Genomic DNA, 16,394 nt, shown 5'->3' on the forward strand with positions numbered 1-16,394 from the left:
TTTTTCCTGTAAGTTGTGTGAGATGCTTTATCAGCATTCTTTTTAATTTGCACCACTTATACTGCCTAGTTGACGCAAAAATGATTCTCGCTCCGCAGCCAGCGGGTCGAAAAATGTTTTATCTTCGTAACGGTCAAATCCAAATCCTTCTACCTCGTAGCTTTTTGCTTCGCTATTCCCTGCTTGGTCAAATTGCTCACCCTCTTCAGCACCGCGTTTAAGACGAATATTAGAGAGTCGATAAGGTCCTTCATTGCCCTTAAATTTCAATGCCTGAATATGCGCTTTCAGCACAATTTCCTGACTGCCTGACGACAGCCTAGCCTCTTGTTGAAGTTGAATTAACGGAGTGTCGTTGTTTTGGTCATACAACACCGCAGACACGTAAAAATAGCCGCTCTTATGCACGTCTACATTCAGCGGAATATCAAGATATTCATTGTTTGGGTTGGGATTGTCTAAACCGGTTACCGTGGCTGAGGGCTGCGTATATTTGAACACTGAACTTGAAAAGAAGACTTCATTATCCACGGTTACATAAGCGTTAAGTTGAAGCTCTTCCGGCAATGAACCATATTCGAAAGTGCTCGCTGGTATGGTTTCGTTTGCCTCCCATTGACCGCTAAAATTGCTCTCTACGTCGATTGTCTCAATAGCGGCAGCGTTAGCACTATCCGACTCGACCATTTCTACACTCACGTCGACATCGGCATCACTCGGTACGCCCGCTATTTGCACAAGCACCTCAACATCTTGTCCAGTGAAGTACTGATACTCGTCGGTTGCAAGCGCTAATTTGATTTCGCCATAGGCTTGCGATGGCAATGAGAATTCGGTCCAGGTTTCAGCAAACGGTTCGTACACAACAACTTGCTCAGGGTGCAACACCGGTTGAGATTCAAGAGGAAACTGAGACTGCTGAGAAAAAGCATCGGCAATATCACTAATTTGCGTTGCTAAAGTCGCCAGCGCTGGCTCATCGACTTGCGCGATCAGCTGCGTAGTAAGCTCGGGTGAAGGCTTATTTGGAGCGGGCGTTGGAAGTGGCGCATTGAGGGGTGTCGTTTGTTCGTTGTTTGTATTTTTATGCGCATCAGACGCGCCGCCGGCATCAGGCCAAGCGAACCAAATTACCCATGCGCAAATCACTATTGCAGATAATATCAATATTAACGGTTTAGACATTCAACTCATCTGGTCATCCGATCACATGAACAAAATATAACCGTATATTAATAAAATGTTAAATATTTTATTTTTTATTTACATATACTTTTGGAAACAGATGCTTACTCTTAAGCTGATGTACTGACGATAAGCATTTGCTTGGGCGGTATCGATTTGCGCTTAATTAATCCCTAAGCCAAAGCACGGGGTGGCGGATAGGCCAATTACGATTTATTCCATATACCGCGCTTTAGGCAGCCTCAGTTTTGGCAGAAGATAGCAGAAAATTCAAACAACATTAGCCTAAGTTATTGCTCAATACGCTCAAGCCTGATGGCATCAACAATCACATTGCCGTTTGCGCCCTCTGTATCAAAAAGGGCTCTGAATTTGCCGTGCGACAAGTCGAAGCTACCCAATGATGTCCAATCTCCAAAGTCCTTTTTCTGGTTTAAGAAGATAATTTGCTCACCACTGGCTGTATCAATCATAAGTTTTGCGTTTGTAGCGTGACCAGAATCGGGTTGACCACCAAAGTCCGCGTGCCATCGTCCAAATATTTCATATTCTCCTGCAACTGCTAAGTCTTTCTCAAACCTTGCTGTTGCACCACTATTTGGCCTCATAAAGACATAATTTTTACCAACAAAGCCACCCGGGAAACCAGCGATAGTGTTTACATCCCCAGAAAATACTGCGTCTTGAGTATCTAAAACAATCACATCGCCTGCTACGGTGTTTGGACGGATAGCCGAATAACCGTCAGCGATACCCATATTGCCCGTACGGCTAAGGCCATCTCTTGTTTCCATCACAGTACCCACTAATCCGCCGGCCGCTACGCTGCGTGAAACAACAACTGAGAAGTCTGCATCTGTGGTCATGTACTGAGGGACGGTAAGACTTGAGCTTTGATGAAAGTGCCCGAGAATTTCGGTTTTACCGCCATTTCGGGTCAGTACATGGGTGCCATCACCCTCGGTTTTATAGCCGAGTACTTTGAGAGTGCCTCCGTCGTTTACAATATGCGCCTCGTAGTCAGTATTACGCGCGGCAGTATCTTCAATATTAAGTTGGCTTGCCCAAACATGCTGATTTTCGGTGATGCGCAAAGCGCCTGCTACCACATCGGTGATGTAAACGTCGCCCGATACGCCTTCTATCGGTTCATAATAAAATCCAGCTAAGTTGTTTACAAAAAGAGGGCGTGCGCTTTGATGAATTATCTTAAATTTGGTCTCAGCCGCAGGTGAAAATGAGTTTTGTAAGCGTTCAATTGTGACGCTTGCGCTTGAGCCCTCAGCAACAATAATGTTGCCGCCGCCCAAGATTTGCGCTTCGGTCCCTAACAGCCTCTCTACCGAACCGTGTATTGTGACATCACCAAGTAGTACCCATGTACCATTTGCCAAATAGACGGTGCTTGCATTTTTAGCGGCAGCAGCATCAATAGCGGCCTGAATCGCTGCGGTGTCGTCATCTTCAGCAACAGGCGCATTAAATGTTCCTTCTCTAATGCCCACCTCACCGCCAAAATCTAGCGCAGAAACCCACTGCGAAAGATTGCGCTCAAGTACTGGTGGCGTTAATGCCGCTTGAGGCAATTGCAGCATTGTTTGCGCTGCATCGTCGAAAAGCGTGAATGGTCCACCTCGTAACAGGTTACCTGAGCCCAACTGCCAAAACTCATTGATCACGCCGTCTGAGCTTACATCTACCAAACGGTTTCTATCAAAGAAGTTGTTTGTGGCACTGAAAGCACGGTCGAAGCCTTGCACTACAACGTTGTGTAAATAGGCAGAGCGGTCGTTTTCAATGGCATTGGCACCAGCATTTTGCGCAGCCTCTATGCGACTGTTTGTAAGCACCAAACCGACGTCGGAGGAGCGGGGTCCATTGAAGGCTAATGGCGTGTTTTCAAAATGCACATTATTAGCAAACGTGTTTTGCGCTTGATTGGATAACCACGATACTTCGTTTTGCTCGCTCAGAGTGATACCGTCGAAGGTCATGGACGCGGCCAAAAATGAACTTCTTATTCCAATATCGAAGCCTTCGATTTCAACATTTTTAACTAGCAAAGGTCCGTTGTCGATAATTGAGCCTAAGTCTAGCCCGATTCTCGCATTGCCATCTTCACTGATAATGGCCACATCAGAGACAGTACCTTGGTTGTTGGCAGCATAAATAAGCCCTGTTGCATCGTCGTTTTGTGCGCCAACGATTAGGGTCAGGTCGCGCACGGAGTTACGAAAATATACGCCAAAGTTGATTGCGCCATTGGCGACTTGGCTTGCTTCATCGAAGCTTCTAAAATCGAGCAAAGCCCCGTTTAATCCGCTGTTTTCAATTAACTTGATTTTGGTAAGCGCTTTGCCCGCCCCCTGAACAATAGTAAACCGAACCAGTCCTTGGTCTTCATTTGGTCGAAGCGTGCTGGAGATATGATAAGTACCTTGACCAAAATAGAGGATTTTTTGTCCGCCGGAGAACGAGTCAAAAGCCGCTTGAATGGCTGCGGTATCATCTATGCCATCATCAGGTATGGCACCGAAGTCGTCTACTCTCACTACACCTGCGTCGGTTGGGAAATCTATGGCCAGATTTTCAGGGCTGTTTTGCTCAGTGTTAAAAATAAAGCTGCTTTCTTTTAGGGTCTGTGCATCAACGCGCCACAGCTGCACGACCGTACCTTGGTAGGATATGCGCGTGTCATTTCGATATTGACGTATTTCAAGCTCGGAAATATCTCTCGCATTAAATTTAAGTTGGTCAAGGTCAAGCTCAAAATCTTCTATCTGGTTAAGGTCATCATTTGAGCCAAATGAAAATATATCCCTACCTTGCCCGCCCTGTATTTTGTCATTTCCAGCGCGGGGCGAGATGGTGTCGTCACCCTCTGAGCCATATAGTTTATCGTCTGAATCACTGCCGATGATGATGTCGTCACCGTGTTTTGCAAGTATTCGCACAGAGACGCCGCTTGAGCTAGCATCTAGTACATCAGCTCGATCACTTGCATCAACCGACTCAATATTTGAATCACCTAAACTAAGACTCAGTGAACCATCTTTAGTGAAGATAACTTTGTCGTAACCTTCTCCGCCGTCGATGCTGATGTCATCGGCATCTACGTACAGGCGGTCGTTACCAGCGCCCCCATCAAATTTATCTACGCCTTCATCGCCCCATAAAGAATCGTCTCCAGCTCCGCCAAAGAGAATGTCATCCCCTTCGTCTCCCCCCACATGATCGTTGCCATCTGAGCCATAAACAGTGTCGGCACCGGCGCGTCCACGCAGAATATCGTTGCCTGCATTGCCAACTAAGGTATCGTTGCCATCTCCACCGTCTATCCGGTCTTTAAGTTTACCCCCATACAAGAGATCATTTCCTGCTCCGCCGTGGAGAATCGTCTCAATATTCAGCAGACTTGCATCAAAAGTATCATCGCCTACATCGCCATAAGCGAGCTCAAGCTGCGAGACCGACATATCAACACTCACGCCCCGCGCGTCTCTTACAAACAGAGTATCGCGCCCAGCACCGCCGTTAATAAACAGGTCGTCAGCATCTACATACAGTTTATCATCTCCTTCTCCTGCCGAGAGGCGGTCGCTGCCACCGTCTCCCCACAATGCGTCATTTCCAGGTCCGCCAAACAAATGGTCGTCACCTTCATCTCCGCCAACGTGGTCGTTACCGTCGCCGCCGTATACTTCGTCGTTCCCTGCACGGCCCCGCAGATAATCATTCCCCGCTAAACCGTTTAGCGAGTCATCTGCGCTCGTACCATTGAGACGGTCGTCAGATGCGGTACCTGTTACAACATTGTTGCCATTAGCACCGGCAATAGTTGTGGTATCTGCCGCGAAAACAGGAGAAGTTAAACAAAAGGTAAGAGCTGACGCTGTGGCGAAAACTGAAGCGACTTTGGAGAGGCTAAAGGTGTGCATAACAAGTCCATAAATGATAGATGTATCATTTACCATATTGATATGTTTGTCGTTAGTTTGTCAACAAGATTTTTGCTCGAATGGGTGCAAAGCAATAAACGCATCGATAAACGAAAAAGCTACCGAGCTTGATAGAGGATTGGAAAAATGGCCTAGGGTTAGTTAAAAATCCTAAAAACGCACTCATTCACTCTTAAAATAATGATAAAGCGTTTGATTAGTAAATTCTGTCCAGCTATCTTGGTTTTGTAAAGCATCTTATTTGTAGAATTGGGAATGATGGAATGTCAACAAGTCCTCATCGTTTAGAAAAAGAACTGTATGAATTAGTTGAAAAAGATGAGCAAATTTTCAAATTCATTGAACAATCTAGTCTTGACGGCATGTGGTATTGGGATTTAGAGAATCCAGAACACGAGTGGATGAGCGAACGCTTTTGGACCACTCTTGGCTACGACCCAAAAGAGATGAAACACTTAGCATCTGAATGGCAAGATATTATCAACCAAGAGGATTTAAACCTCGCATTCGATAACTTCACGAAGCACTGCGAAAATCCTGAACATCCCTACGACCAAATTGTGCGATATACCCACAAACAAGGGCACACTGTTTGGATAAGATGCCGCGGACTTGCAATACGCGACCACGAGGGCAAAGCTGTTCGTATGCTCGGCGCACATACCGACCTCACTGAATTAAAACATACCGAAGAAAAGCTACTCGAAACGCTCAAATCACGAGACTTGTTTTTTGCAAAAATGTCTCATGAGATACGAACGCCACTGCATGGAATAATTGCACTGACAGACCTACTAAAAACCTCCAATCAAGACCAGTCACTCACAAAGACCATTGAGACCATATCGACCTGCGGCGAACAGCTCCTTGTGCTCCTAGACGACTTACTGACTATATCAAAGCTAAAAGAACAAGCGCTGTACTCTAGCCAAGAGCCAGTTAGGCTCTCAGAAGTGACGGCGCACATTGCCGATTTATTTACGGCAAAAGCGAAAGAGAAACAACTGAGCTTAACTATTGATATGCCTGAAAGCACAGGTGGTTGTGTCATCATGACTGACAAAGTGCGACTAATACAGATTCTGTCTAACTTGGTGAACAACGCAATAAAGTTCACGACTAGTGGCAAGGTCACGCTTGATGCTGAGTGCGTGGCTGACTCAGTAAAAATAATAATAAAAGATACTGGCCGCGGTATTGAAGACGTTGACACAGTTTTGCAAGCCTTTAAACAAGAGAAAGCGAATCCCTATGATGATTCTGGCACAGGCCTTGGGTTAGAAATTGTCAGCAGATTGTGCACAGAACTCGGCCATGATATGCATATCGAATCTACGATTGATAAGGGCACGACCGTCACCATTACTTGTGCGCTTGCAAAAAAAGCTGCGTCTGTCGACACAATTAAGCAAACAAAATCTCAATCTCAACACAGTAAATTTTCTTTAAACAGCATTCTAATTGTTGATGACAATGACATTAATCTTGAGATTGCTTGTACTATGTTAGAGGGAGTGGCCCATAAAATAGACCGTGCTCACAATGGAGATGAAGCCGTTAAAAAAGTCATTCAAGAAAATGGATACGACTGCATTCTCATGGACCTTAACATGCCAATCAAAGATGGCTTTCAAGCGACTAAAGAAATACTTCAATTAGGAGAGCTAGAGCTTATACCTGTAATTGTTGCAGTCTCGGCAGATGCCTTTGACGAAACGCTCGACACTTGTAAAAAGGTTGGAATGAAAGGACATTTGAGAAAACCATTTACTCGCGATAGTCTAATAAGTGGTTTACATGAAATCATCTTACGGCCATCAACTTAAGCAGGTTTGACAGGGAGCTCGAGCGTTAAACCGAACTCCCTTTTTTACGTTTGTGCTTATGACACAAATCGATATTATTAGAACACAATATTAGACAAATCAAAGATGATTTCACCGGCACAGTGCATATACTCTGATGCAGCCCCACCCCCACATGTCCACGTCGAAATATTAAACGCAGCGTCGTTATACGCTTGACTTTCAGTTTGCATGAGCGTGTTGTTTACCTTGAGATAATCAAGCTGCACGTTGTAGTCGATACCCTTTGCAAAATCATAAACGTCGTTGATAAACACAACTTTAACAATAGACGACGCTTGTAACTCAGTATCCACCGTGTAAGTTTGCATTTGCTTACTAAGCTGCCATTGTTTTACAACAGTATCGTCAACGACTAAAGATACGATCTCATTGCCAGTGTCGCCTCTTGCTCTTATTCCTAAAGTGTGAACATCGCTGTCGTTAGGGTTACGTCCTAAGTCATTACTCACCAAAAACTGATCGATGGCATATCCATCTTCGCGCTTCCTTACGCTCAAGATTTGTTCTCCTTCGACCATCTTAACTTGTCCAATTCTAACCCAGTGCCATTCATTGTAATTTTCTGGTCTGTTGTCGGCAGATTTTAAGCGCACACCGTTTAACGCAAAGTGCGCGGAGTTACCGGCTCCATCGGGTGCAAATCGTCTTACCCAAATTGCATAGGTACCTGACTCATTCAGGTCAAAGCTGTAGCTTATCTGGGGAGACGTTTCATAATTTGCTTTTATTGAGTTCTCAGGGAAAAACACATAGCCAGTCGATGAATATCCATCTAATTCATCGCCTATAAACCAAGAGTTTGTGCCGGCATAATAACGTGTTTCAATCTTGTCATAGTCGGTCGCCTCTATGGTCACGGTGCCGTTGTCGTCACTTACACCGCCACCAAACAGCGACCACTGAGATAAATCGTAATGTCTTGTCTTATCCTCAAAACGAACGGTCATTTCTCTGGAGCCAGCGCCTTGATAAACGAAAGGGTTCTCAACTTGCGGCCAGCTATTGAAGTCCACATCCACGCCGTTCAAACGTTGATATGTATTAAATTTGGCCTCCATTTTATTGCCATGTAAATTCACATAACCCAAGTAAGTTTGGCCGCTCGTACTAAATTCAGTTGCATCAAACCGCGGCAATACTGCTTGCTTAAAGGCTGCTAATTTTTGTGCAGGCGTGCCTTGATAGTCGTCTGGCGATGCAGTCTCTACAACAAAGCCTATTTTTCCCGCCCGCCTTTCAAAGCTGGTCATGCCATTATTCCAAGAGAATCCCTTTGTGAGCATGATGCCAATCAGTACTCCATCGTAATGCAGATAGACTTTGCCACTGTTAGAGTTATCAATAAAGGCTAAATAATTATCGGGAATATAACCCTTTAAAAAACGCGCCTCGTACCCTGTTGGGATATTATAAACGCCAATGACCGTGCCCGCGTCTTGCATGACTTGCCCAAATTGCGAAACACCCCAGTCTGGATTGCTTGTGGCTACATTTTCGTACAAGAAGGGGTTTTTAATCGTTAATATGCTGCGCTTTGAGCCACCACGCCACGCAATGCCCCACTGCTCATTTTGATTTTTCCATTTTTTTGCGCTTGCTGGGACTGGCGGTCTAAATTCAACTGCCTCGCTATAAACAGCATACTCGGGTGTCTTATATAGTTGCGCGTATTTTTCGTGGCGACCACCCTCATCAATAGATGATTTTCTCTCGCGTGAAACGTAAGACTGATTACGTTGACTTGCAATTGATACAAGCTCTGCGGGCGGGCGATAAGGTGAAATAGCGTGCATAACGGCTCCAACAATAAGGTCAGGATGGTTAATCGCTTTTGGTTTCACGCCGCCATAAAACATATAATGTACATAGTCCATGTGCACATAAGTATTCTGGGAATGCGACGGTAACAGAGTACTTCTATCTTGGCTCGCTACCCAATGGCCGTCCATCCATTCGGCTGCCGACGACGCTAAAATCCACTCAGCCGCAACAAAGGACTTCTGTTTGATGCTATTTGGGTCTTCCACAGGTGCAAAATCAGCTAGGGTGCGCAAGGCCCCGTAGTGAAACAAGGTATATGTGGACGAGTTGTATTCATAGTCCCCATATTCAGCCATTGTTTCTAGGGTATTTAAAATTTGTGCGCTACCGTCAATATCATCAAACTTGTATGCTGAGGCAAACTCTTCATTTGGCCACTCTAATGCGGCTAAATAGCGAGCACTCGATGCCATCGCGTTTTTGTTGCTAGTATTGTGTATACCCCAAGAAGGCGTTGTAGTGAGCGTAATGCGAAAGTCGTCTTTTATTTCTGTGGGTAAATAAGTGTTCCACCTCAGGTAGACATCCATCGCGCTCCATAAAGCAAAGGCAATATCCTTATGATCAGTATCGTTACGAATATCACTTAAGCCGTCGCTTACATCCAAAAGAGCCTCACTTAAATAAGCGTCTTCTTTTGTAATGGCATACATTTTAAATTTGGCTGAAGCCACGTGAAAAGCATGCTTTTTATTATTAGTATTAAACTGTGACGCGCGCTCTATAAGCTCTAGCGCTCTTTCCTCAAAGTTCTCTCCTGCAATAGAGTGAACACTAATGGCACAAGCAATGATGACAAAGCTTACCTGGAAACGAGTAATGCTAATATTAAGTAAACGAGTGAGCCGTGATGTGCGTTCCATAAATTTCCTTATTTATTATGCTAGAGGTTTTGCTAAGGGTTTTGTTAAGAGTTTTGTTATAGGTGCGTTGATATCTTTAATCTTAATATGATAATCCTATCATTTAATGATGCAAGCACATATGTGACGATTTTGTTAATTATCTGATTTCTTTGGCGCATTAAATGCCAGTAAAAATTACACAGACATTTTTGATGGTATAACACGTGATAAGTATTTCTTCATAGATATACGCACGCATGCGTTAAGGACATATAAGCTCTCGCAACTATTGTTCACTGGATTTCGATAACAAATGCATGCATCTAATAAGGGCTTTACGCTCATAGAGTTGGTTATTGTTATTGTAATTTTAAGCGTACTTGCGGTGGTCGCTGCGCCACGATTTGTGGATATCAGCACAGATGCGAAAGTCGCTAAATTGCAAAGCATTTCTGCCTCTTTAAAAGACGGTTCAAAGTTAATGTATGCTGAAGCATTATTAAATAATATGGCCAAAGGTAGAGAGCGAATTACGCTTGACGACGGCAACTACGCGATTTTAGAGAATGGCTATCCCGTTGGCGATTGGACGCAAGGGGTTCGGCACTTAGTCAATATTGAATGGGGAGCATTTAATAGTGACCGAGTATGTGAGGAAGCGATTTGTGCATACGGCTATCAACGCTCTATTCCAGGGAAAGCAGATTTGACCATCACAGGATACGCGGCTGTCGTTTATTTAAAAGGATACAAAGACCGCACTGCCTGTTTAGCCTACTACATTAATAACGAAGATGGCTCACCGCCGATTGCAGGCACAAGCACCGATGAATGCTGAGTAGAACAATTATTGTGTGATTTAAATTAAGCGTCTGGCGTTGGGTCATCAAGCGCAAAACTTCTTTGGAAGAATTTATCGAGTTCAATATAGAATTCGGTAACGTTATCTAAATATCGGAAGCCATGCGTTTCATTATCAAAAGTCATTTCGGTATAGGGCTTTTGATATGCATCCAAAACCATTTTTAGGCGGTTGAAGTGTTCAATATCAACAACATTGTCTTTTTTACCATGACTTATAAAAATAGGAATTTGCAGTTTTTCAGCTTGATATACGGGTGAAAAATACATGAGCTCTTCCAAGTCAGTCTCTGGGTCTCCAACAATTTTTTTCATCATTGAGTTTTTTGCCCGAGACCTTAACAACTCTATTTCGGTAAAAAGAAGTGGCAAATCACTTACACCCGCATAAGACGCTGCACATTTGAACAAACTAGGTCTATGTATTGATGAAATGAGGGCAGAATATCCTCCATAACTGATTCCGTATATGCATACTTTATCTTTATCCACTGAACCTAGCTCTATGACTTCTTGGATGCTAGCTTCAATATCGTCCTCAATAAGTCTACCCCACTGTCCCATGCCCATATTGAGGAAGTTTTTCCCGTAGCCAGACGAGCCTCTGTAGTTAGTTTGCAACACGGCATACCCTAAAGCTGTAAGAAACTGAACGTGACGGTCGAAGTGTCTTGTATCGCGAACAGAAATTGGACCGCCATGCGGCATCACAATTAGCGGGGGTTTATGGGCAGAATCGTCCGTGATAACAGGCAATGTTAGGTATGACTCAATTTCTTGACCATCTGATGAAATGGCCCTGACTACTCTACTCTCGCTATGATTATATTTTTCTAACCATGGTGCTTTTGACGCAAATTTTGTTAAGAGCATATTTCCGACATCAAAAATAAAGTAATCGCCGGGGTTTGAATTTGCAGTTGTTTCAACAATCAACACTGACTTATCCGCATTGTAGTCAACAATGTATGGAATGCTTGTTTCAAATTCCTGCTTGAGTGCGAGATCTAAACCTTGGTCAAGAGAATTAAAGTACAGCGTTTGTAAGAAACCATCTTCGAGTATAGATATCCCCAGAACTTCGGATTTATCGGAACTTGTGATCACCGAATTAATGTCGTATGAGTCATGACAAAACACTTCGTCCATATACGTTTTCGAGTCAACGTTGTATGTATATAAACAGATTAAATCGCTATTTTCATTAGATAACACATACACGGTTTTCCTGTCTCTTGAAACAACGACAGGCTTGAAAACTGTATCCAAATCACCCTCCCAGAACACTTCCCACTTGCGCTTTTTTAGTGGCTTTAGGTAAGCTCGATTCACTCTGTCTTCGTCGTCATGGCCATATCCTATTACTATATTGCCGTCTGCATCTGTTAACCAGTGAGGGTTTTTAGGCGCTCGTAAATTCAATCGCTTGTTGCGTTTAAATTCAGCAGCGGTGCTTTTTGACGATACATCTAGCTTAAACAAATAGGCTCTTTCATTAATCCATTTTTTTGCTAAAAATATATTTTCTTGGTCTCGCAGGGGATCAAGAATAGTCACGCCCTCAACAAACATTTTGGTGTTTACGCTACTCAATTCATTATCAGAAAACACTAGTTGCGAATGAATAACCGCACTGCCTTTGCCTGATATAAACGCTTGAATTATGATGGATTCATTATCAATCCAGTAGTAATCGTCAAGCTGCAATGCGTCATTAAACTTGTCGACTATTAATGCCTTAGACAAACCGGTTCTCGTATTAGTGACAATAAACTGTTCGTGGGTACCGGTTCTTTGCCTGTAAGTCACAAATGCCCCGTTAGGCGATATTTTTACTGACTTCGTTTGCTGAATTCGAAAAAAGTCATTGGCGATATTCGCAACATCGCGTTTTGCAGTTGCCGCAACATGCACATTTTCGTTTTCTGTTGCGCTTACTGCATCCGTCAGAACAGATATGAAGCTTGAGAGTAGGATGACCAGTAAATAGGCGAATGATTGATTAAGCTTCATTGTCCATCCTCTTGCCGCATGAGCTTGTTATAAAAAGCAATAAAAGGATCGGGGGATATGCCAGAAAATATCAATGGATACTGTTCAAAAATTTCTGGGTAATGCTCGTTTAATTTTTCAATGACTGAGCTACTGCGGTTAACGTAATTGTAACGCGCAGTGGCAAACCGGTAATTGATGTCTATTGCAAAATGGCCACCGTAATTAATCACGTCAGGTTTTACATGGAGCTCAAAATCATGCTCTTCAAGATTAAAGTAATGGTTACTGCGGAAGTTAATCCTACTCCATTGATATTCCCCTGCGGGTAATTTTATCAAAGAAAAATTCAAACCAGATTCTAAGTCACGAACCTTATGGCTTTCCCCAAATGCTTTTGTCTCTTCAAGTTTCACATCGAAGGGAACATAGCCCTCAATTATAATTGGAATAACGACATAGCCTTCGTTTTTGGCTAAAGGTTGCAAGGAGCTTGTGCTCTGAGCGCCCAAACCGAAACTAACTGCAAATAGAAACAGGGAAAAACTTAGGATGGAGAAATGTGATACTAGTTGCTTTGGCGAGAACCGCTGGCAACTATGTATAGAGTTGGGATACCTCATACCGACTTCCTTTTCTAGCTTGTTACTTCCTTAGCATGGCTCAATAGTATTACAGGCTATAAAAAATAGAAAGGGAGGTGCTTATTTGCGAAGAGATGCTCCCACCAATGACTTGAGTAGCGCGTTCACCTGTGGCCGATATCACCGCAATATGCGTTTTTGGGGGCATTGGCATACTTTTCATCGGGGCATCGCTATACCCCGATGTTTTCTCTACAAATCTTTGGTAAACAAATTAACGCTCAATGCTTAATTTGCATTCTCCAAGCTGTACTTTTGCGAACTCCAACTAGTTTCTAGCGGCGCTTGCACAATCGGCGACCAGTCGTTTGCATTGGTGTGCAAATAACGCTTTGACCACAAATTTTGCAAACGATATTGACCGTTAACCTTGGTAACGTTCCATTTTTGAGAGTTCCAGCTTGTGTTGAGCGGTGCGGTATAAATATCATCCCAGTTGTTGACTGATGCTGCCGTTAAGTATTGCTGAGTCCATACATTTTTAATGCGATACTTGGTTCCACTCACTTGTTCAAACCGCCACTTTTGCGAGGACCAATTCGCGTTTAGAGGCGCGCTTTGCACAACCGACCAGCCCGATTTACTGCTTGCATGAATGTAACGCCCTTTCCAACCATCTTTTATACGCTTAATGCCGCTAATGGCGTCGTTTGGAGGTTCTACCGGGTCGGTGCCGCCCACGTTATTTAAATATGCGTCGGCAAATCTTTTACCGAGGTCTTGTAGACCTTGTGCGTTAAAATGAATTCGATCATCAGGATAAACCGCAAGGTCGTCTGTATTCACCAAATAGCCATTGGGGTCTGACTCAGTCCAGTTTACTTGGGCATTACGCACACGATTCCAATCACTGCTGGATGTGAAATCAGAAATACGCCCTACAATCACCGGTATGTTTGCACCAAAGTCACTGCGCACCTTGTCGAACAAGGTGGTTAGGTTGTTGCGATATTTAGTTGAAAGGTCGGGCGTAGCGTCTGACTCGCCCTGCATCCATACAAAGGCTTTATAATTTGCAGAAAGACCGTACTGGCGCTGCAGGCTGTCTTCGAGCTTGGTTTTTTCTCTCACTAAATACGGGTAGAGGGCGTTGTCTCCCTTACCACCGTTACCTAAAAAGTCATTGTCGAGGTTTTGGCCGCCAAGCGCCCATTTGAGGATAAACGTCGGTCTGCCGGTACTGTCAGATATTCGTCTAGCGAAGGTTACTTCTGGACCAAAGCCACTGAATTCTAATTGGTTTCCATATTTGTTGCTGTTTGGGGCGTCAATATTGACCCAAGAACTGCCGCTGTCGAGCACAAGTCCTGCAACGTACAAATCGTTTTGTTTACCGCGAAGCGCGCTAGGCAAACCGTTTTCGTTAGTACCATGACCCATCATATTTGATTGGCCTGCCAAAATATAAACGTCCGCCTGTTGGGCATAGGCACTTACAGACCACAGCAGCCCTAACACAGCGAGCAGCAAAGTTATTCGTTTCATAAAAATTCGTCCACAAAATAAAAAATGTTGATTGATAGTTAGCCGCGCTGGGCTAACAATGGCATCGAAGACTACAGAACGAGGAAAAAAGACAATATCTCAACGACTTAATCAAGATAAAGTAAGCGATAAAGTTGCGAAATTATTTTATTTAATTTGCGACGTTGTTTTTTAACAAAGTTTTTACATTCAATCCGCTATTGTTGCAGAACATCAATTGTATGTTCCTGCAAAAATTAGTCTTGCTAGCGTGTAAGCCCAACTCCCCGTTATCGAGAGCTTGTTACATGTCTTTTCATTGTAAACACAAAGCTTTAGCATTCATCAAGATGCTTGAACTTTCAATTAGTCGAATTAAAATCTTCAATTAGACGGTGTATTATTTTCAATTGGACGGATAAAAACTTTCAATTAGCCGAAATAAAACCTATTATTGGCAACAGTAATAATTACCTCGATTGATTTCTTAATGATTGAACGCTTCGTTGAAAACAACCTATTAGAGGCACTTAATGACACTCCCGTTGTGCTAATTCATGGATCTCGCCAATGCGGTAAAACAACGCTAGCACAGCTTGTAGGTAACAAACTTGGTTATTATTACCTTACTTTTGACGATGCCAACCAACTAAATGCTGCTAAAATCGATCCTGTAGGGTTTATCGATAATTTGCCTGAAAAAGTCATCATAGATGAAGTGCAGCGCGCTCCAGAAATATTTACAAGTATTAAAGCAAGCGTTGATAAAAATAGAAAACCGGGACGTTTTATATTAACCGGATCGTCAAACGTGTTGCTTCTTCCTCGGCTATCTGACTCGCTCGCGGGTAGGATAGAAGTTATTCACTTAAGGGCTTTGTCACAAGCAGAGATTATAGGTGAGCAGTCAAGCGTGATGCTAAACATATTTTCACGCACCTTAAATCAAAATATAAAAACAACGGGATATACAAAGCTCGGAAAAAAACTCAATACATTAATTACTTCTGGCGGTTACCCTTCTGCACTTAATCGAACGAGTGAAAACAGAAAAATGGCGTGGTATAGAGATTTTATAAACACGCTAATTCAACGAGATATCAAGGATATTGCAAATATTCAGAATGTGAGCATACTCCCGAAATTACTGCAACTGTGCGCCAGCCAGACTGCTCGATTGTTCAACGTATCTGACTTAGCCGCCCCATTTTCATTAAGTCGCCCCACTATAAAAGAATACATCACGCTACTTGAGCAAATATTCTTAGTTGAACAAATTCAACCATGGCACACTAATCGCCTAAGTCGTTTAATAAAAACACCCAAACTACATCTATCCGACACAGGATTAGCGTGTTCTTTACTTAACGTAAAAAATGATGACTTGGAAAAAGATAGAAATTTGATAGGACAGCTTCTTGAAACTTACGTTTATCAAGAGTTGCGAAAATACGCTAGTTGGCAAGATGGTAACGTAGATATTTACCATTTCAGGAATAAAGATAAAGTAGAGGTCGATTTCGTTATTCAAGATGGCAGATATATTACTGGCGTAGAAGTAAAAGCGTCTGCGACCATCCAATTAAGCGATTTTAAAGGGCTAATTAAGCTGCGTGATGCCCTCGACGATAATTTTGCAAATGGTGTCGTATTTTACGACGGGGAGGCAATACTTTCTTTTGGGGATCGCTTGTTTGCAATACCTTATGCAGCATTTTTGGCAAATAATGCTTAGCCAAATAAACGAGGTAATAC

9 protein-coding genes are annotated in these 16,394 nt (G+C 43.2%); 3 read left to right on the top strand and 6 right to left on the bottom strand.

Annotated elements, in window-relative coordinates:
• Window positions 1-42: 42 nt before the first annotated feature.
• Together ACFO4O_RS13330 and ACFO4O_RS13335 are read right to left on the bottom strand one after the other, a co-directional pair.
• Complete coding sequence (locus ACFO4O_RS13330) at window positions 43-1,185, bottom strand: DUF4785 family immunoglobulin-like domain-containing protein (RefSeq protein WP_382409318.1); 1,143 nt, start codon at window positions 1,183-1,185, stop codon at window positions 43-45.
• 290 nt (window positions 1,186-1,475) lie between these two features.
• Window positions 1,476-5,123 carry a glycosyl hydrolase family 28-related protein gene (locus tag ACFO4O_RS13335; protein WP_382409320.1) on the bottom strand — a complete coding sequence of 1,216 codons (3,648 nt, stop codon included), beginning with the start codon at window positions 5,121-5,123 and terminating at the stop codon, window positions 1,476-1,478.
• A 284-nt stretch (window positions 5,124-5,407) separates the two neighbouring features.
• On the opposite strand from ACFO4O_RS13335, the gene ACFO4O_RS13340 reads away from it, so the two are divergent.
• Window positions 5,408-6,970 (top strand): PAS domain-containing hybrid sensor histidine kinase/response regulator, encoded by a 1,563-nt coding sequence (locus ACFO4O_RS13340; protein ID WP_382409322.1) that lies wholly within the window; start codon window positions 5,408-5,410, stop codon window positions 6,968-6,970.
• 77 nt (window positions 6,971-7,047) lie between these two features.
• On the opposite strand, the gene ACFO4O_RS13345 is transcribed toward ACFO4O_RS13340, so the two are convergent.
• Window positions 7,048-9,696, bottom strand: a complete 2,649-nt coding sequence (locus ACFO4O_RS13345; RefSeq protein WP_382409324.1) for a carbohydrate-binding domain-containing protein — start codon at window positions 9,694-9,696, stop codon at window positions 7,048-7,050.
• 295 nt (window positions 9,697-9,991) lie between these two features.
• Here ACFO4O_RS13345 and ACFO4O_RS13350 point away from each other — a divergent pair, with 295 nt between their 5' ends.
• Window positions 9,992-10,516, top strand: coding sequence for a type II secretion system protein (locus ACFO4O_RS13350; RefSeq protein WP_382409326.1), 525 nt, complete (start codon window positions 9,992-9,994; stop codon window positions 10,514-10,516).
• Between the two features lie 26 nt (window positions 10,517-10,542).
• Here ACFO4O_RS13350 and ACFO4O_RS13355 read toward each other — a convergent pair whose 3' ends face one another.
• From ACFO4O_RS13355 to ACFO4O_RS13365, 3 genes are all read right to left on the bottom strand, one after another.
• Window positions 10,543-12,552 carry an alpha/beta hydrolase family protein gene (locus ACFO4O_RS13355; RefSeq protein ID WP_382409328.1) on the bottom strand — a complete coding sequence of 670 codons (2,010 nt, stop codon included), beginning with the start codon at window positions 12,550-12,552 and terminating at the stop codon, window positions 10,543-10,545.
• On the bottom strand, window positions 12,549-13,154 hold the full coding sequence (locus ACFO4O_RS13360; protein WP_382409330.1) for a hypothetical protein: 606 nt from the start codon (window positions 13,152-13,154) through the stop codon (window positions 12,549-12,551). Before ACFO4O_RS13360 ends, ACFO4O_RS13355 begins: the two co-directional genes overlap by 4 nt.
• A 249-nt stretch (window positions 13,155-13,403) precedes the next feature.
• Complete coding sequence (locus tag ACFO4O_RS13365; RefSeq protein WP_382409332.1) at window positions 13,404-14,660, bottom strand: sialate O-acetylesterase; 1,257 nt, start codon at window positions 14,658-14,660, stop codon at window positions 13,404-13,406.
• Between the two features lie 469 nt (window positions 14,661-15,129).
• On the opposite strand from ACFO4O_RS13365, the gene ACFO4O_RS13370 reads away from it, so the two are divergent.
• Window positions 15,130-16,374, top strand: a complete 1,245-nt coding sequence (locus tag ACFO4O_RS13370; protein ID WP_382409334.1) for an ATP-binding protein — start codon at window positions 15,130-15,132, stop codon at window positions 16,372-16,374.
• Window positions 16,375-16,394: the final 20 nt, after the last annotated feature.

The organism is Glaciecola siphonariae, from assembly GCF_042652645.1.
In the GTDB taxonomy this organism is placed as follows: Bacteria; Pseudomonadota; Gammaproteobacteria; order Enterobacterales; family Alteromonadaceae; genus Glaciecola; species Glaciecola siphonariae.

Excerpts from the sequence above, each read along its gene's own strand:
- ACFO4O_RS13340 (WP_382409322.1), top strand. The coding sequence starts at position 5,408 with ATGTCAACAAGTCCTCATCGTTTAGAAAAAGAACTGTATGAATTAGTT.
- ACFO4O_RS13360 (WP_382409330.1), bottom strand. The coding sequence starts at position 13,154 with ATGAGGTATCCCAACTCTATACATAGTTGCCAGCGGTTCTCGCCAAAG.
- ACFO4O_RS13370 (WP_382409334.1), top strand. The coding sequence starts at position 15,130 with ATGATTGAACGCTTCGTTGAAAACAACCTATTAGAGGCACTTAATGAC.
- ACFO4O_RS13335 (WP_382409320.1), bottom strand. The coding sequence starts at position 5,123 with ATGCACACCTTTAGCCTCTCCAAAGTCGCTTCAGTTTTCGCCACAGCG.
- ACFO4O_RS13350 (WP_382409326.1), top strand. The coding sequence starts at position 9,992 with ATGCATGCATCTAATAAGGGCTTTACGCTCATAGAGTTGGTTATTGTT.
- ACFO4O_RS13330 (WP_382409318.1), bottom strand. The coding sequence starts at position 1,185 with ATGTCTAAACCGTTAATATTGATATTATCTGCAATAGTGATTTGCGCA.
- ACFO4O_RS13355 (WP_382409328.1), bottom strand. The coding sequence starts at position 12,552 with ATGAAGCTTAATCAATCATTCGCCTATTTACTGGTCATCCTACTCTCA.
- ACFO4O_RS13345 (WP_382409324.1), bottom strand. The coding sequence starts at position 9,696 with ATGGAACGCACATCACGGCTCACTCGTTTACTTAATATTAGCATTACT.
- ACFO4O_RS13365 (WP_382409332.1), bottom strand. The coding sequence starts at position 14,660 with ATGAAACGAATAACTTTGCTGCTCGCTGTGTTAGGGCTGCTGTGGTCT.